Annotated in this window: 12 protein-coding genes and 1 riboswitch; of the genes, 7 read left to right on the forward strand and 5 right to left on the reverse strand. The window is 72.5% G+C overall.

Features of this window, described 5'->3' with window-relative positions:
• Nucleotides 1–282 precede the first annotated feature (282 nt).
• Complete coding sequence (locus tag V7793_RS19175) at nucleotides 283–714, forward strand: hypothetical protein (protein WP_336008142.1); 432 nt, start codon at nucleotides 283–285, stop codon at nucleotides 712–714.
• Between the two features lie 231 nt (nucleotides 715–945).
• Here the strand turns inward: V7793_RS19175 and V7793_RS19180 are convergent, their stop codons facing one another.
• Nucleotides 946–4,167: an AfsR/SARP family transcriptional regulator gene (locus tag V7793_RS19180; protein ID WP_336008144.1), complete on the reverse strand. Its 3,222-nt coding sequence runs from the start codon at nucleotides 4,165–4,167 to the stop codon at nucleotides 946–948.
• Between the two features lie 172 nt (nucleotides 4,168–4,339).
• Between V7793_RS19180 and V7793_RS19185 the strand changes: the two genes are divergently transcribed.
• Nucleotides 4,340–6,742 (forward strand): tetratricopeptide repeat protein, encoded by a 2,403-nt coding sequence (locus V7793_RS19185; protein WP_336008146.1) that lies wholly within the window; start codon nucleotides 4,340–4,342, stop codon nucleotides 6,740–6,742.
• A gap of 22 nt (nucleotides 6,743–6,764) precedes the next feature.
• On the opposite strand, the gene V7793_RS19190 is transcribed toward V7793_RS19185, so the two are convergent.
• Both V7793_RS19190 and V7793_RS19195 read right to left on the reverse strand, forming a co-directional pair.
• Complete coding sequence (locus V7793_RS19190; protein ID WP_336008147.1) at nucleotides 6,765–7,289, reverse strand: hypothetical protein; 525 nt, start codon at nucleotides 7,287–7,289, stop codon at nucleotides 6,765–6,767.
• Nucleotides 7,286–8,536 carry a hypothetical protein gene (locus V7793_RS19195; protein WP_336008148.1) on the reverse strand — a complete coding sequence of 417 codons (1,251 nt, stop codon included), beginning with the start codon at nucleotides 8,534–8,536 and terminating at the stop codon, nucleotides 7,286–7,288. The genes V7793_RS19190 and V7793_RS19195 overlap by 4 nt, the downstream gene beginning before the upstream one ends.
• Nucleotides 8,537–8,903: 367 nt before the next feature.
• On the opposite strand from V7793_RS19195, the gene V7793_RS19200 reads away from it, so the two are divergent.
• From V7793_RS19200 to V7793_RS19215, 4 genes are all read left to right on the forward strand, one after another.
• The gene (locus V7793_RS19200) at nucleotides 8,904–9,386 is read left to right on the forward strand and encodes a helix-turn-helix domain-containing protein (protein WP_256790123.1); all 483 of its coding nucleotides are present in this window, start codon (nucleotides 8,904–8,906) and stop codon (nucleotides 9,384–9,386) included.
• Complete coding sequence (locus V7793_RS19205) at nucleotides 9,383–10,051, forward strand: hypothetical protein (RefSeq protein WP_336008152.1); 669 nt, start codon at nucleotides 9,383–9,385, stop codon at nucleotides 10,049–10,051. Before V7793_RS19200 ends, V7793_RS19205 begins: the two co-directional genes overlap by 4 nt.
• Entirely contained in the window at nucleotides 10,044–11,255 is a 1,212-nt protein-coding gene (locus tag V7793_RS19210; protein ID WP_336008154.1) for an MAB_1171c family putative transporter, read from the forward strand. The genes V7793_RS19205 and V7793_RS19210 overlap by 8 nt, the downstream gene beginning before the upstream one ends.
• A 160-nt stretch (nucleotides 11,256–11,415) precedes the next feature.
• Nucleotides 11,416–12,618, forward strand: a complete 1,203-nt coding sequence (locus tag V7793_RS19215; RefSeq protein ID WP_336008156.1) for a cytochrome P450 family protein — start codon at nucleotides 11,416–11,418, stop codon at nucleotides 12,616–12,618.
• Nucleotides 12,619–12,838: 220 nt separating this feature from the next.
• Here the strand turns inward: V7793_RS19215 and V7793_RS19220 are convergent, their stop codons facing one another.
• Entirely contained in the window at nucleotides 12,839–13,438 is a 600-nt protein-coding gene (locus V7793_RS19220; protein ID WP_336008159.1) for a hypothetical protein, read from the reverse strand.
• An 11-nt stretch (nucleotides 13,439–13,449) separates the two neighbouring features.
• Nucleotides 13,450–15,012, reverse strand: a complete 1,563-nt coding sequence (locus V7793_RS19225) for an APC family permease (RefSeq protein WP_336008161.1) — start codon at nucleotides 15,010–15,012, stop codon at nucleotides 13,450–13,452.
• A 296-nt stretch (nucleotides 15,013–15,308) separates the two neighbouring features.
• Nucleotides 15,309–15,526: riboswitch (cobalamin riboswitch) on the forward strand.
• A gap of 31 nt (nucleotides 15,527–15,557) precedes the next feature.
• On the opposite strand from V7793_RS19225, the gene V7793_RS19230 reads away from it, so the two are divergent.
• Nucleotides 15,558–16,711, forward strand: a 1,154-nt coding sequence (locus V7793_RS19230; RefSeq protein ID WP_336008164.1) for a HoxN/HupN/NixA family nickel/cobalt transporter, incomplete at its 3' end; no start/stop codon positions are given.

Below are 16,711 nucleotides of genomic sequence, written 5' to 3' on the forward strand. Positions count from 1 at the left end.
GACGCGACGGCGGCCGACAGCCCGAACACCAGGGCGGTCAGGCCGCGCACGACGATCGGTCTGCGGAAGCAAGGTCTGTTCACGGACGGGTTCCTCCCTGGTGCGCGGGGCGCCCGGCAGGGCGAGGGCACGTACGGGGCGAGCGTGTCATCGTCCTACGGGCGGGAGCCGGGGGAACAGGGCAGGACGCGACAGGTTCACGAGGACGTGGGACATGCCGGACACGTGCCGATAGCCTGCGCTGGACAAGGAATCGAACGGCCGCCGGGTAGGAGTGGGTCAATGGTTGATCCGGTGTCACTGACCGCCGTCACGACCGCGGTCACCGCCGCCGCGGGCTCCGCGGGAACCGAGGCGGGGCGGCAGGCATGGGCGTCCCTCGCGGACCTCGCCCGCCGCGCGCTGGGCAGGAGGGGGGAGCCGGACGCCGCCGGCACGGTGCCGCTGCCCCTCGATCCGGCGGACGGCGAGCAGGTCAGGTCGCTCGCCGCGTTGCTCTTCGCGCACCTTCACCAGGACTCCGAAGCCGCGGCCGAGTTCGTGCGCTGGGCCGAACGCGCGCGGTCGGCAGTGACGGTCGACGAAAGCCGGACCGTCAATACGGTCGGAGGTAACGCCCGCACCGGAACGGTGATCCAGGGCAGGGACATCACGTGGAACGGGCCCGCCGGGGCGCCCGGTGGGGCGCCCGGTGGGGCGGCCCCGGCGGAGTGAACCGGCGGGTGGGTCAGGAAGCTATGCAGACCCGGGAAAGGGCGGCGGCCGGTGCGGCTGCGGCAATCGGTGCGGCGAAGGCGAGAGCGAGGGTGGCCGCAAGGACGAACCGGCGTGCTTTGTTCACGTTACTTTTCCTCAGGTTCTGTGTGATGTGAGGCATGCACATGCATGCAGCCGCCGTAAGGAATATGCGGCCGAAGCAGAAGCTACAACTCCGGTCAGCTCCGGTTAGGCCCCTTGGTCCAACTGATCAAATGTGATCGGAGTTGGCCGTGAAGGATCAGGGAGAGGCTCGCTCAATTTCTCCCGGATGTCCGCCGCCTCCCGCCGCGCCCGCCTGCCCCCTGCCGGGTCCCCACTCTGCGCCCGCAGCTCCGCCAAGGCCTCCAGCGTCTTCGCCTCCTCCAGGTGCGCACCCGCGGCCCGGTGGATGGCCAGCGCGGCGGCCAGGTGCTCGGCGGCATTGCGGAGACGTCCCGTCCAGAGCTCGGTGAGGGCGAGTTCGCGCAGCGCGTCCGCCTCCTCGTGGGTGGCGCCGATCCTGCGGGCCAGGGTGAGGGCGGCGGACTGGTGCGCCAGTGCCTCGTCCTCGCGCCCCGCACGGCGCAGCGCCTGGCCCAGGGTGTTGAGGGCGATGGATTCGTGGCGCCGGTTGCCCATACTGCGGAACGTGTCCAGTGCCTGCCGGCACAGGGCCAGCGGGTTTTCCCCGTCCTGGGAGTCCAGGAGCTCCCGTGCCAGGTTCATCCCGATTGTCGCCTGGTGTCCGCGGTTCCCGATCGCCTTGGCCAGGGCGAGCGCCTGGGTGTAGGAGCGGACGGCCCGGTCCCGGCGGCCCAGGACGCCGTGGATCTCGCCGAGGTTGTTGAGGATCTCGCACTGCCCCCGCCGGTCGTCGACCTCGCGGAAGCGCGAGAGTGCGTCCAGGAAGCATTCGGCGGCGTCGTTGTAGCGGCCCAGGTCGAGCAGCATGATGCCCAGGTTGTTGAGACAGCGTCCCTGCTGCAGCCGGTTGCCGGCGCGCATGAGCAGGGTCAGGGCCTCGCGCTGGCAGGCGAGGGCCTGGTGGGTGCGCGCGGTGTAGGCGTAGGGCAGGGCGAGCCGTTGCAGGGCCTCCGGTTCGCTCTCCGCATCGCCGCAGGCACGGGCGAGGGCGAGGGCCTCGGCCGCGTGCTGTAAGGCCTCGTCGTAGTCGGCGATGTTCGTGCTGACCACGCTGAGGTCGTTGAGGGCCCGGGCCTGTGCCTGACGGTCTCCCGCCTCGCACCAGTGCGCGACGGCGTCCCGGTGTGCGGCCTGTGCGAGGGCCCACATGCCTTCCTCCGCGAGGAAGCCGCCGAGCGCATTTGTCAGGAGCGCGGTCTCCCGGGGCGTCCCCTTCCTGCGGGCGTAGTCGAGAACCGCGAGCAGGTTGTTCCGCTCCGCCGCGAACCACTCCCTCGGGCCCGTCGGGTCGATCCACGTGGGAGATTCAGCCGGCGCGCGGACCGACGTCACGTCGATCCGGATGCGGTGCGGGTACAGAACGCGGTCGGCCCGGTCCGCGCAGTGGAGGTAGAAGGCGAGCAGCCGCTGCACGGCCTGTTCCTCTTCTGCTCGGGCCGCGGGGTCGGCGGTCCCGAGGCCGCGCGCGTACTCGCGCAGCAGGTCGTGGATCCGGTAGCGGTGCGGCGTCGGCTCCTGGAGCAGGTGCCAGTTGAGGAGGTCCTCAAGTGCGCGCTCGGTGTCGTCGAGCAACAGACCCGTGAGCGCAGCGGCCGCGTACGCCCCGAACTCGGCGCCGATGTGCAGGCTGAGCCTGCGGAAGACGGTCTGCTGGAGGGCGGTCAGGGACCGGTAGGAGAACTCGAAGGTGCGGGCCAGATCGCGGTGGCTGTCGCGGATTTCCGGGAGCCGGTCGCTGCGGGCGAGCCGGGCCATCAGGTCGCGCGTGGTCCAGGAACCGTGCGAGAGGAAGCGGCTGGCGACGATCTCGATGGCGAGCGGCAGGTGGCCGCAGAGGCGGACGATCTCGGAGGTGTCCTCTGCGTTCTCTTCGTGGCCCGGCTCGCGCTGCCCGATCCGGTCGCGGAAGAGGGCGACCGCCTCCGACCGGCGCAGGACGTCCAGGGAGACCGGGCGGACGCCGGGCAGGCCCGCCAGCCGGCGCCGGCTGGTGATGATGATCTGGGAGGGCGTGGCGCCCGGCAGGAGCGGCCGTATCTGTTCCGGTCCGGCGGCGTCGTCGAGGATGACGATGGCCCGCCGGTCGGCGAGCATCGTGCGCCACAGAGCGGTCAGTTCGTCGAGTGCGCGGGGCAGTCCGCCGGCCGGTACGCCGAGCAGCCGCAGGAGCTGGCCGAGCGCGTCCTCCGGCCCCATGGGCTCCTGGAAAGTGGCGTGGGCCCGCAGGTTGAGGTAGATGCGGCCGTCGGGGAAGCGTTCGCGAAGCTCGTGGGCGACGTGTACGGCGAGGGCGGTCTTGCCGACGCCGCCCATGCCGTCGATGGCCTCCAGGAGGACGACGGCCCGCGGTCCGTCCGGGCCGGGGGCGAGGGCGGTGGAGAGCCGGTGGAGCTCCTCCGCGCGGCCGACCCAGGGCACGTCGTGGGGCAGGTTGTCGGGTACGGCCGCCCGCTCCTGCCCGGGGCCGGCGGTGCGGGGCAGCAGCTGGATGGCGGGGACGCCCTTCAGCACCCCTTGCTGAACGCGCTGGAGTTCCTCGCCCGGATCCGTACCGTGCTCGGTGACCAAGGCGTGGGTGACCCGGCGCAGGAGGCGGCCGGCCTCGGCGGTGCGCCCGCTGCCGTGCAGGGCCAGGGCGAGGAGGCCCGCCAGTGACTCGTCCGTCGGGCAGCGGCGCGCGAGTCCGGAGAGCCCGGCGACAGCGTCCGCGAAGTTGCCCAGGCGCATGGTGAGGACGGCGCGCGTACGCGTGGCCGAGACGCTCGCCGCCTCGGCGGTGGAGCGCACGTGCTCGGCCCACGAGCCGGACAGCCCGGCCAGCGGCTCCCCCCGCCAGAGCCGGGCCGCCTCGTCCAGGAGCCGGATCGCCCGGTCGGGGTCGCCGCTCTCGGCGAGGGCGCGGGCCCGGGCGGTGAGGCCGAGGTAGCGGCGCAGGTCGACGGTCTCCGGGTCGGCTTCCAGGATGTAGGTGTGGGCGTACGAGGTGAGGGCCGGGGCGCCGTCGCCGCCCACCTTCTGCAGGGCGGAACGGATGCGGGACACGTAGGTGTAGAGATTGTCCCGGGCCCGCTTCGGAGGATCGTCGTCCCAGACGCGGTGGACGAGCGTGTCCAGGCTCACCGGGCGGCCCACGTCGTAGGCGAGGGCCGCGAGCGCGCAGCGGGCCTTCGCGGAGCCGAGCCCATTGCGCCGTTCGCCGGCCCGCAATTCGACGGTGCCCAATAGCCGGAATTCCACCTGCGCCCCTTCCGCCGGGACGTCCAACTCGGAGGATGAGCATGACACAGCGTCAAACTCTGGTGCCAGATTGCGCACGTGTGGCTGTGAATCGATTGCGGTCCCCGGAGAGACGATCGAAAACACACGGGATGGGTAGTTCTTCGGGCAGGCATTGCCAGATGGATAGGCCATGTGCATGCGTCATATCCGCCCGGCGCAGAGGGGAGCGACGGATCCGGTGAGAGAACGAGACCTCGTCGACGTGTTCATGGGGGCCGGACCGGCGGCGGGCCTGCCGCCCGGCGGCGCCGCCTGGCGGGACCTGGAGCGCCTGACCGGCGCCGCCCGGGAGCAGGACGCCGCCCTCGCCGCGGCCTGGAGCGAGGCAGGGCTCACCGGCTCGTACGAGAGCCTGCACGCGCTCGCCGCCGCGCTGGTGGGCCACACCGGGGACGCCCGCCTCGGCGAGGCGCTGCGGCAGTGGTTCCACGCGCACGCCGGGCTGGGTGCCGCAGCCGGAGCCCTGCACACGAACGTCCTTCAGGGCGACACCCGGGTCGATGGGCCGAGCCTCCAGGCGCGCGATGTCCACGGCGGGATTCACCTGCACCACGCCCCGCCGCCCCGGCGACCTCCTACACCACGCCAACTCCTTCCCGTCCCTGCTCACTTCACCGACCGTACGGATGACCTCCGGACGCTCGACGCGCTGCGTACCGCCCAGCCCGGCTGCGCGCCGCAGCTCGTCGTCGTGAGCGGCCCCGCAGGCGTCGGCAAGACCGCTCTCGTCTCCCGCTGGCTGCAGGTCGCCGCGCCCGAATTCCCGGACGGGCAGCTCTACGCGGACCTCCGCGGCCACGCCTCCGCCGGGCCTGCCCGTTCGGCCGAGGCACTGGCGGGCTTCCTGCGCGCCCTCGGCGCGGGCTCCGTGCCGGCCGCGGCGCAGGAGCAGACCGCCCTGTGGCGATCGCTGACGGCCGACCTGCGGCTGACGGTGATGCTCGACAACGCCTTCTCGGCCGCCCAGGTGCGTGCCCTGCTGCCCGCCGCCCCGGGCAGCCTCGTGGTCGTCACCAGCAGGTACCGGCTCACCGGGCTCGTCGTCGACGGCGCGGGCTTCCACCGCGTCGGCATGCTCGAACCGGCGGCCGCGCTGGAGCTGCTCACCCGTGCCGTCGGCGGCGACCGCGTCGAGCGGGACCGCGAGGCCGCACGCCAAGTGGTCTCCCTGTGCGGACGGCTGCCGCTCGCCCTGTGCCTCGCCGCCGCCCAGCTGGCCTCCCGGCCGCAGCGCCCGGTCGCGGCGCTGGCTTCCGCGCTGACCCGTGGGCGCGGCCCCCTCGACGGACTCAGCGTGGAAGGAGAGGCCGCGGTGCGAACGGCCCTTGACGAGTCCTACGACGCCCTGCCCGCGCGGGCCGCCCGGGCCTACCGGGCCATGGCCCTGCTGCCGGTCCGGCGGTACGACGCGCACCTGGTCGCCGCCGCCTGCGCGGTGATGCCAGAGGAGGCCGAAGACCTGCTGGACCTGCTGGCCGACGTGAACCTGCTGGAGGAGAACGAGGTAGACAACTACCGCTTCCACGACCTCGTCCGTCTCCACGCCGCCCGCAGGGCGGAGAGCGAAGAGACGGCCCGGCAACGTGAGACGACGCTCCGTCGTTTCGTGGACGGCTGCCTCGCCGCCGCCACCTCCGCCGAGGAGCTCCTCACCCCCAGCCACCGCACCCTGCCGCGCTCCTACGCCCATCCGCCCGCCGGCCCGGCACCTTTCGGCAGCGCCGACGAATGCCTCGCGTGGCTGGACGGGCACCGCTACGACCTCATGGCGGCGGTGCGGCTCGCGGCCGACCGTGGCTGGGACGCGAGCGCATGGCAGCTCGCGGACGCCATGTGGCCCCTGTTCCTGCGATTACGCCCCTACGACCTGTGGGTGGAGGCCCACGAGACGGGACTTGCGGCGGCGCTGCGGGACGGCCACCGAGCGGGCACGGCCAGGATGCTGACGTCCGGAGGCGGCGGCCTCTGCAACGCCGGCCGCCCCGACGACGCCGTGCAGTGGTTCACGGACGCCCTCGGCCGGGCCGTGGAGGACGGCGACGAACGCCAGCAGGCCCAGGCCCTGCACGGCCTAGGCCAAGCCCATCAGCTGAAGGACGACCCGGACCGCGCCGAAGGCTTCTTCGCCCGCGCCCTCGCCCTGCGCGAAGCCATCGGCTACCGGCGCGGAGCAGCGCTCTCGCGGGTCTGCCTGGGGGAGACGGTCATGACCCGGGGTCGCCTCCGGCAGGCGGTGGATCACCTGGCCCGGGCCTATGACGATCTCCTGGCCCTGGACGAAAGCTACGAGGCCTCCCGCGCTCTCGCCCACCTGGGACGCGCCACCGCCCTCGCGGGGGATCCTGAGGCCGGGGCCCGGCAACTACGCCGGGCCCTGGAGGACTTCGAGGCATCCGGATCCGTCCACTGGCAGGCGCGCACCATGGAAATGCTCGGCCTGGTGGCCGGGGAGCGGGGCGAGACGGCGGAGGCCCGCCGCTGGTACACGCGCTCCCTGGCCCTGTACGGGCCCCTCAGCCCCTCCGACGCCGCCCGGTTGAGGGACCGGCTCGGGGAACTCCCCGGCGCGGACTCCTCCTAGCCGGTCCGAGGAGGCGAGCCCGTCACAGCCTTCCGGCGGGGTGCACCTCCCCCAACTCCAAGACGCGTCCCGCACGCTCGACCGTCAGTCCGGTGAGCCGCTCCAGCGGGAGGCCCGCCACGAGCCGGCCGTGCACGTACGAGGCGAGGGCGGCGACTTCGTCCTCGCCGGCACCCGTGCGCGGCCCGTGCGTCACCGGCCCGTACTCCATCGTGAGCAGCCGTCCGCCACGCACCCCGATCACGAGGCCGCCGCCGGCCACCGGCACGGCCGCGAGCAGGCAGCCCGTGTGGCGGGCGAGCAGTCTCATCGCCCGGAACGACGCTGCACCCGGCCCGGGCGAGGGCCGCCCGCACCGCAGCACGTCGGCGCTCCCGACCCAGCGGGAGGCCGCCCGCCCGTCGGGGTCCACGCTCCAGTGGATGTCCCTGGCCGGCGAGCCGCCGGGACCGGGGCGCACCGTCCAGCGGACGCCTTCCAGCAGGACCGTCGCGCCGCGGTGGCGGCTTCCCGGCCGGACGACGGCGCGTACGTGACCGGGCATCATGCGCGCGGCCCCGCGGTCCGCCGGGGCGTCCCGCCGTCGAGCGGCGGCGGGACCGCCGCCGGCTCGGTGACCGGCGCGTACGCGGGCTGGCCCAGGCCGAGCAGCCGGTACATCAGTGTCCGCATGCGCCGGTTGAAGCGGCCCGGCTCGGAGGAGATCAGGGCGGCCACGCGCTCGTACTCCCGCTGCCGGTACTCCGCCGCCGCGTACTGCAGCTGGCTCTCCAACGGGTGGAGCGGCGAGAGAGCGGGCGCGGTCCGGGCGAGCGCGGCCGCCGGAGACGACGGATGGACCTCGTCCTCCGGAAAGCGGGCCACGAGCACCGGGACGCGAGGAGCCACCGTGGCGTAAGAGGTCAGCGAGCCGTGGTCGCCGATGACCCAGTCCGCTGAGACCAGCAGCGCCCGCCAGTCCGTCTCCGGCGGTACGAGGGACAGCCCCCGCCCCCGGACGCCCGCGAGCCACGTACGGATCTGCCGACCGCCGTGCCCCGCCCACACATTGGGGTGCACGAGCGCGGCCACCCGGTAGCGGTCGGGCGGCAGTTCGCCGATGAGCCGCGGCAGCAGCGCGTCGAACCGCACGAAGGAGGAGGACGGCCCCCACGTGGTGGTGACGACCACCAGCTGCTGTCGCCGGCCCACCCCCAGCGCCCGGCGGTAGGCGTCCCGCAGCGGCAGGCTGGAGACGATCCGGTCGTAGGACGGGTCCCCGACCACGGCGGCAGCCGGCACGGCCTCGGGGCACCAGCGCGTGAGTTCCGCCAGGTCGCGTTCGTGGGCGAGCGCGATGGCGGCGGGCACAACCCGGCCGCTGCGCGTCAGGTACTGCCGGCTGAGCATCCCAGTCGGCCGGCCGTCCGCAGGTGCCGGGCGCCCGTCGCGCAGCAGTTTGATGTGCCCGGCACCGTGCGAGAGCCGGACGAGCGGACCCCGTACCTTCTCGATGCCGCGCGAACCCGCCGCCAGAGCCAGGTCGAAGCGGGTCCGCACCGCCTCCTGCCAGGGCAGCGCGGCAGCCCCGAGCTCGTGCAGGAAGCCGTCGGTCCCCTCCCCGAGCGCGTGCGGCGCGGCGGTGAAGACCAGCTGGACCCGCAGGTCCCCTTCCAGGAGCGAGAACACGTCGCGCAGCCGCTGGCCGTAGGTGACCGTGTGCACCACGACCAGGACGCGTTTGCGGCCCGGCAGCGTCAGCCACCGGTCCTCGGGCGCCGGCAGTGGACCCGGCCGCCCGTGAGTTTCAGACATGAGAGCTTCCCCCATGGATCCCGGCGCGGCCCCGCCCTCCCCGGCGGGCCCGCGCCTGTCGTCTTCCGGTGTTCCTTCGGGCCGGGTCTGCCCGGGGGGTCTGGCGGAATGCTTGCAGCGACCTCGACGCTTCCTTGCCGGGGGCGCGGACCTGCCCGCGCCGGCGCCGCCTGGAGCGCGGACCCGCTCCTCCACACGTAGTTGAGCTCGGTATCAACTCCTGGTTAAGTCCTCACCCAGTCGAAACGCCGTACGGACTAGTGCTGAGGGTTCGAGCCGTGACAGGATGCTTCTCGCAGTCGCTTCCGGCTTAACTGGCCGTGAGGTGGCGTGGGGGAAGAACGTCGGTCGGTAGAGGACGGAGCAGATGGCACCCGGGGGCGACAGGTCGGCAGGTGACGCGGGCAGCCCGCTCGCGGCGCGGCTCAACTACCTGTTCGCGAACATGCATCCGCCCGGCGCCCCGTACACCAACGGTCACGTCGCCGACGAGATCACCAACGGCGAGGAGTACGGCGAGGTCGGCCTCACCGAGCAGTATCTCTCGATGCTGCGCAACGGCCGCCGCGCCAACCCCAGCCCGGATGTGCTGCGTGCGCTGGCGAAGTTCTTCGCCGTGCCCGTCGGCTATCTGATGGGCGACCTCTCGGCCTCGCAGGCCGAGCGGGTGGAGGAGGAGGTCCGCTTCCTCGTCGCCATGCGCGACCAGCGGGTGCGGGCCATCGCCCTGCGCTCGGTGGGGCTGCCCCCGGAGGTGCAGGACAGCCTTACGACGATCATCTGCCAGTTCCGGCAGCAGATGAACCTTCCGTCCGACCCGCCCGACGCGGGTGGTGAGGAGCGCCCGTGACCGTTACGGCGGATGACCGGCTCTTCACTTACTGGCGGCGTACCGAGGACGAGGACGGTGCAGGCATGCGAGTGGGGCGCATACGGCGCCGGTGCAAGCAGCTCATCCATGAGCTCGCGCTGCCCGCGTCCACCGACCTGCAGGGCCTGTGCGACATCGTCGCGCGCCGCGTCGGCCTGCCCATCCGCCTGGTTCCGATGAGCCTCGACGGCGTCGTCTCCGGCATGACCGCGACCACCGACGACGCCTACTGGGTCATCTACGAGCAGAAGACCTCCCCCTGGCACCAGGTCCACATCGTCCTGCACGAGATCGGCCACCTCCTCCTCGGCCACGACCAGGACCCGGCCGTCACGGAGGACGCCCTCAAGGTGTGGACCCCCTCGGTCGACGTGGCCACCGCCATGCGCCGCATGGGTCTGACGATGGGACTCGCCCGCCACCACTGCTACGACAACCTCACCGAGCGCGAGACGGAGATCCTCGGCACGCTCCTCATGGAGAAGGTCGTGCCCCCGCCGCCCGGCCAGGACGCCCGTCTGGAGGGCGCCGCCGCCGAGCTGGCCGCGTCCCTCGGGCCCGCCCTGCAGCACGTCCGACACGGGAACCGGGAGCACGGCGCAGACGGCGACGACGGCGGAGACGGCGGAGGCGGCCGTGTTTGACGTCCTCTACCTGACCTTCAGCGCCGTCGCCTGGGCCATCGTCGGCTACAAGGCCCGCGCCTGGTTCCGCGACCGCGGCAACGTCGACCTGGGCCTGACCGCCCTGATGACCTCCGGCGTCCCCGTCGTCTTCCTGTTCTCCGCGCCCAGTGTCTACCGCGCGTTCGACCGGCTGACCGGCGTGGCCAACCTGGCCATGGTCTTCCTGTACTCGGCCGTGGTCCTGTTCGCCTCGGGCGCCACGGTGCTGCTGCTGCGCTGGACCAGCCGCGGCGACGCCCGGGCCCACGCCCGCGCGGCCGCGCGCTCCCGGATCGCCGTCGCCGTCGTGGCCGTGGCCTGGGCCACCGCCATCGTGTGCTTCGCCGTCGGCCGGCCCGACTCCGTGGAGCACCCGCGCGACTTCAGCACCGCCTACGCCCACGCGCCCGGCGTCGTCGCCTTCCTGGTGCTGTACCTGGCCATCTTCGGCACGAGCCTGGCGGGGCTCGGCGCCCTCTGCCCGCGCTACGCCACCCAGCTCGGCCCCTGCTGGCTCGCCAAGGGGCTGCGCACGCTCGCCGCGGGCTGCTGGCTCGGCCTGCTCTACTGCTTGTGCAAGCTCGTCGGCTTCGTGCTGACCTGGGCGGGCCACGACGTCTACTGGCTGTCGAACGGCGTCGCCCCGATGAGCGCCTCGGTGGCCGCGCTGCTGGTCCTCCTCGGCTTCTCGCTGCCCGCAGCCGGGCCCCGCGTCTCCGCCTGGCGCCGCCTGCACCGGCTGCAGCCGCTCTGGCAGGCCGTCACCGCCCACGCCCCCGAGGTCACCCTCACCGGCCACCGCCTGACGGGCCGCTGGCCCTTCGCGGACCTGGAGTGGCGGGCGAACCGGCAGATGGCGGAGATCCGCGACATCCAGCGCGGCATCCGCCGCCACGTCGAGCCCGCCGCCGTGGACATCGCCCGGCGCAAGGCGACCGGCGCCGCGCTCGACGAGCGCCGCCTCGCCGCGGTCGTGGAGGCCGCGGCCCTGCGCCGGGGCCTGCAGAACCAGATCACCGGGCACGTCCCCGCCCCGCACGCCGACAGCGTCGTCGTCACGGTCAGCGCCGACCCGGCGGAGGAACACGAACACCTGGCCCTCGTCGCCGACGTCTACCACGATCCGATGGTCGACGCCGTCCTCGAGGAACTACGGGAGATGAGCGCGGCACGCCGTTCCTGACGGCGTGCGGCCCATGGACGAGGCGGCCCTGGACGGGGGTCAAGGCCGCCTGCGCCACAGGCCGGCGCCGGGTCCGTCACCACGACGGATCCGGCGCCGCCCGTGCGCGTCTCCTCCCGCGGGGTCCGGCAGGCGGTTTGATCTTCTAGAGTCGGGCGCCATGCAGAACTCCATCGCCTCCGGGCTCATGACCGACCCGTACGGCACCTACGCCGGGCTGCGCGAGGCCGGCCCGGTCCACCGCATCACCGGCCCCGACGGACGGCCCGCCTGGCTGGTGACCCGCTACGACGACGTCCGCCGGGCGCTCGCCGACCCGCGGCTCTCCCTGGACAAGCGCAACGCCACGCCGGGCAACTACGCCGGCTTCAGCCTGCCTCCGGCGCTCGACGCCAATCTGCTCAACATGGATCCCCCGGACCACACCCGCATACGCCGCCTCGTGGTCAAGGCCTTCACCCCCGGCCGCGTGGACAAGCTCCGCGCACCGGTGCGCAGGATCGCCGGTGAACTCCTCGACGCCGTCGAGGCCGACGGCCGTACGGACCTGCTGGCCTCCTACGCGGGCCCGCTGCCCATCACCGTCATCTGCGACCTGCTGGGCGTACCGCAGGAGCAGCGACCGGACTTCCGGTCCTGGACGGACGCGCTGATCACCCCGGACCCGGCGCGGCCGCACCTGATGAAGGAAGCCATCGGCAACATGATGCGCTTCTTCACCGACCTCATCGCGAGCAAGCGCGCCACCCCCGGCGACGACCTGCTCTCCGACCTCGTCGCGGTCCGCGACGGCGGCGCGGGGGACGGGGCGGACGGGGCCGACCGGCTCTCCGAGGACGAGCTGTCCTCGCTCGCCTTCCTGATCCTCTTCGCGGGCTACGAGAACACCGTCCACCTGATCGCCAACTCCGTCCTGGCGCTGCTGGACCACCCGGCCTTGACGGACTCTTTGCGAGCGAATCCGGCCGGACTCGCGGCGGCCGTGGAGGAGTTCATGCGGTGGGACGGGCCCGCGTCCCTCGCGATCCGCAGGTTTCCGCTGGAGAACGTGGACATCGGTGGGGTGACCGTGCCGGCCGGGGAGACCGTCCTGCTGTCCCTGGCGTCGGCCAATCGTGACCCTCATCACTTTTCCGAGCCGGATCGGCTGGATCTGAACCGTGATCGTTCCGGTCATCTCGCGCTGGGTCACGGCATCCACCACTGCCTCGGCGCCCCGCTGGCCAGGATGGAGACGGAAATCGCGCTGGCAGTGCTGCTGGAGCGGTTCCCCGGGCTCGCGCTCGACGGGGCGCGGGAGGATGTCGCCCGGCGGCCCTCGATCCGTGCGAGTGGCCTGATTTCGCTCCCTGTTCGCTGGTAGTCAGCAAAGCCGAACAGGTTTTTGATGCATAACCCATCCTTGATGAGGTAGAACTGTCCTCGAGCCCGCCCGGTGTGCATCCCCCGTCGCACCGGGCGGGCCTTCGAACCCTCAGGCCGGTTCTCCCGGCGCGCCGGCCGCGGCAACCACAGCAGCCGCAGCTGTTGTGGCCTTCGCGGCGACCGTGGCATTCGCGGCAGCCGGACCGGCTCGCGGTGGATCAGGCGGCGGTGGCAGGGAACTTCAGCAGGGCGACCGCCGCGAGCATCTGTATGCTCACCGCCGCCACGGCCTTGTGCGTGGGCAGGTGGTGCTGACCGCGGATCAGCAGGGTGGCGAAGGCGTAGCCGAAGGCCGAGGTGATCCAGGCGGCCGCCCGTACGGGGAAGGAGTCCCCGGGCAGGCACGCGTCCAGGGCCAGGCGCGGCAGGTCCGTCGCCCAGAACACCACCACGAACAGCGTGACCGTGGGGCCGAACTTGCCGTTGCCGCCGAGCCGGCGGGCGATGGCCTGGGTGGCGATGCCCAGCAGCAGGCTGGCCAGCACGAGCACGACGTCGGCTATCGCCATGGCCTCCAGGGCCAGGGCCGGGCCCACGCGCCAGCCCTCCCAGAACGAGTCCTTGCCCAGCGTCCCCAGCGCTCCGCAGAGCAGGCACAGGAACGCCGCCGCCCCCCACACGCTCCGGTCCCGCGCCTCGTCCAGGATCTCGACCGGGCGGTACCACAGCCCGAAGAAGAGGCGGTGCCAGTACAGCCTGCGGCGGGCGGCGGAGGCGTGCGGGGCGGGAGGTGAGTGAGGGGAGGCAGAAACAGGCATGGGTGCAAGTATCACCGCTCGGCGGGCACCCCGGTGTCCGGGTCGGCGTCCGGCGCCTCGCCCGGCCTGGCGTCGGGGACCGCGCCCGCGGCGACGCCGGGGGCGGTTCCGGGGGCTGTCACGGGGCCGGTGTCCGGGTCGGCGCCGTGCAGGTACTCCTCGCTGATCTCCCGCGGCCCGAACGGCCACACCTTCTCGTAGCGCGCCCAGAGCACGAAGGCCACGCAGCCGGCCCCGACCCAGGCCAGGGACCATTCGATGGGGTGCCGGCCGGGCGAATTGCGGTCCGCGTAGCCGTAGATGACGAGCCAGCCCACCAGCGCCACCAGGCTCGGCAGCGGGTAGAGCCACATGCGGTACGGGCGCGGCAGGTCCGGCTGGCGGCGGCGCAGCACGGTCACGGCGAGGACCTGGGCGAGGGCCTGCACGATCACCATCACGGAGGTCAGCAGCTGGATCAGCGTGGCCAGGTCCGTATGACGGCCGATCAGGAACCCTGCTCCCGTGATGACTCCCATGGCGGCCAGGCCCAGCGCCGGGAAGCGGTGTCTGGGGTGCAGGCGTCCGAAGGGGCGGAAGAAGACCTTCTCCCGGGCGGCGTCGTAGGGCACCCGGGAGCCGCCGAGCAGCCCGGCGAGGACCGAGGCGACGGCCGTGACGAGGATGAGTACGGTGACGACCCGGGCGGGCCCCTTGCCCCAGGCCTCCTCCAGGACCGCCGAGGCGACGGACGAGGACGCCGTCGAGGCGGGGTCGAGCATCTGCTTCCAGTCGATGACGCCGAGTGTGCCGATCTGCAGGAGCAGGTAGATGGCCATGATGCCGAGGATGGAGAAGACGATGGCGCGCGGCAGGGTGCGCCCGGGGTTCTTGATCTCGGCGCCCATGTACGCGGCCGTGTTGTAGCCGAGGTAGTCGTAGATGCCGATGGTCAGGCCCGCCGCGAAGCCGATCCAGAAGTGGTTGGTCGTCAGCTCGAAGGCGCCTGCGGGGTAGGTGAAGGCCCGCTCGGGGCTGAAGTGGGTGAAGGCGGCGAGGATCACCAGCACGACGGAGGCGATCATCACGCACCACAGCACGACCGTGATCCGCGCGATGTTCTCGACGCGCCGCCACAGCACCAGCACGATCAGCGCGATGACGGCCAGTCCGGTCAGGTCGCCCTGTGTCTGCCCCATGTCCGGCCACAGGTAGCCCAGGTACTGCACGAAGCCGATGACCCCGGTGGACATGCCCAGCGGGATGAAGAGCATCGCCGTCCACACGAACAGGAACGGCATCAGCTTCCCGGTGCGGTACTGGAAGGCCTGGCGCAGATAGACATAGCTGCCGCCCGCGCCGGGGAGCGAGGCGCCGAGCTCGGCCCAGATCAGCCCGTCGGCCAGGGCCAGCACCGCGCCCGCGACGAAGCCGATGACGGCCTGCGGGCCGCCGAAGGCCGCGACCATGAGGGGGATGGTGACGAAGGGGCCGATGCCGCACATCTGGCTCATGTTGATGGCGGTGGCCTGGAACAGTCCGATGCGGCGCACGAAGTCGACCCGCTCGTCCGGCGATGGTTCCGTCTCTGCCATGGCGGTCGGCCCTTTCTCGCGCCGGACGGGGTCCGGCTGACCTGATTATCCGTCCAATGCACTGGTAGCACCGGCGTGTCGCAACCGTCCACCGTTCCGACACGCCGGTGCCGCGGGCCGCCTGACCGGGGAGGTTCCCTCCGCAACGGCAGCGACAGAAGGGGCGGGAGGGACGGGAGATGCCGACGCAGGGGCTGGGCCGTCCGGGGGAAGGGCTCCGCCCGCGTCCCCGCCCGGCTGCGGCCCGCCGCCGTCGATTGCGAGATCTTTGCAACTGCAGAACGTGTGCACAACCGCTAAGGTGGCCCGGCCGTGGTGTTCGGGAAGACCGGTGACGGGCCCTCGTGGCCCCAGTCCGGAGCGGCCCTCGCCACTGTGATCGGGGAGTGACCGTCCCGTTCCGCGCGCTCCCCACGGCGCGCGGAGCCACTGGCCGCAGCCGGCTGCCGGGAAGGCGGGGGCGGGCGCGAACGGACCCGTAAGCCAGGAGACCGGCCACGGCATCTCGCAAATGGTCCACGAGGTGCTGGAGCGTTCAACCCAAGATGTCCCTTCCCGCTGATTCCCCCGGTTCCCCCGGTTCCCCCGGTTCCCCCGGTTCCCCCGGTTCCCCCGGTTCCCCCGGTTCCCCCGGCCCCGGTCCCGCGCCCGCCTTCCGCTGGCGCCGCGAGGACACCGTGCGGACCGCCGGTCTGCTGGCCGTCATAGCCGCCCTGCACGTCGTCGCGTTCGGCGTGCTCTACCTGCTCGTCGTCCCCAACCACTACACCGTCGGCTCGAAGGTCTACGGGATCGGGCTCGGTATCACCGCCTACACCCTCGGCATGCGGCACGCCTTCGACGCCGACCACATCGCCGCCATCGACAACACCACCCGCAAGCTCATGGCGGACGGCAAGCGCCCGGTCTCCGTCGGCTTCTGGTTCGCGCTCGGCCACTCCAGCGTCGTCGTCGCGATGGCCGCCCTGGTGGCCGGCGGCACCCAGCTCGCCGGGCGGCTGATGGACGAGGAGTCCACGGCCCACCAGACCCTGGGCGTCGTCGGCACGACGGTCTCCGGCGGCTTCCTCTACCTCATCGCCGCGCTCAACCTCGTCGCCCTCGCCGGCATCCTGCGCATCTTCCGCGCCATGCGCGAGGGCCGCTACGACGAGGCCGAGCTGGAGCAGCACCTGGACTCGCGCGGCTTCATGAACCGCATCCTCGGCCGCTTCACCCGCTCCATCACCCGCCCGGGGCAGATGTACCCGCTGGGCTTCCTCTTCGGGCTCGGCTTCGACACCGCCACCGAGGTCACGCTGATGGTGATGGCGGGCAGCGGTGCCGCAGCAGGCCTGCCCTGGTACGCGATCGTCTGCCTGCCGCTGCTGTTCGCCGCGGGCATGAGCCTGTTCGACACGCTCGACGGCACGTTCATGAACTTCGCCTACCAGTGGGCGTTCTCCAACCCGGTCCGCAAGGTCTACTACAACCTCACGATCACCGGCCTGTCCATCGCCGTGGCCTTCCTCATCGGCACCATCGAACTGGTCGGCGTCCTGCACGAGAAGCTGGGGCTGGACGACGCGGTGACCGGCTGGATCGCGGGCCTGAACCTCGACAACGTGGGCTTCGTCATCGTCGGCCTGTTCGTGGTGGTGTGGGCGGCGGCCCTCGGCTACTGGCGCTTCGGCAAGGTCGAACAGCGCTGGGCGGCCCG

Source organism: Streptomyces sp. KLMMK, assembly GCF_036961605.1.
In the GTDB taxonomy this organism is placed as follows: Bacteria; Actinomycetota; Actinomycetes; order Streptomycetales; family Streptomycetaceae; genus Streptomyces; species Streptomyces telluris.

Coding starts and splice junctions, on each gene's coding strand:
- V7793_RS19175 (WP_336008142.1), top strand. CDS start 283: ATGGTTGATCCGGTGTCACTGACCGCCGTCACGACCGCGGTCACCGCC.
- V7793_RS19215 (WP_336008156.1), top strand. CDS start 11,416: ATGCAGAACTCCATCGCCTCCGGGCTCATGACCGACCCGTACGGCACC.
- V7793_RS19195 (WP_336008148.1), bottom strand. CDS start 8,536: ATGTCTGAAACTCACGGGCGGCCGGGTCCACTGCCGGCGCCCGAGGAC.
- V7793_RS19225 (WP_336008161.1), bottom strand. CDS start 15,012: ATGGCAGAGACGGAACCATCGCCGGACGAGCGGGTCGACTTCGTGCGC.
- V7793_RS19220 (WP_336008159.1), bottom strand. CDS start 13,438: ATGCCTGTTTCTGCCTCCCCTCACTCACCTCCCGCCCCGCACGCCTCC.
- V7793_RS19190 (WP_336008147.1), bottom strand. CDS start 7,289: ATGATGCCCGGTCACGTACGCGCCGTCGTCCGGCCGGGAAGCCGCCAC.
- V7793_RS19200 (WP_256790123.1), top strand. CDS start 8,904: ATGGCACCCGGGGGCGACAGGTCGGCAGGTGACGCGGGCAGCCCGCTC.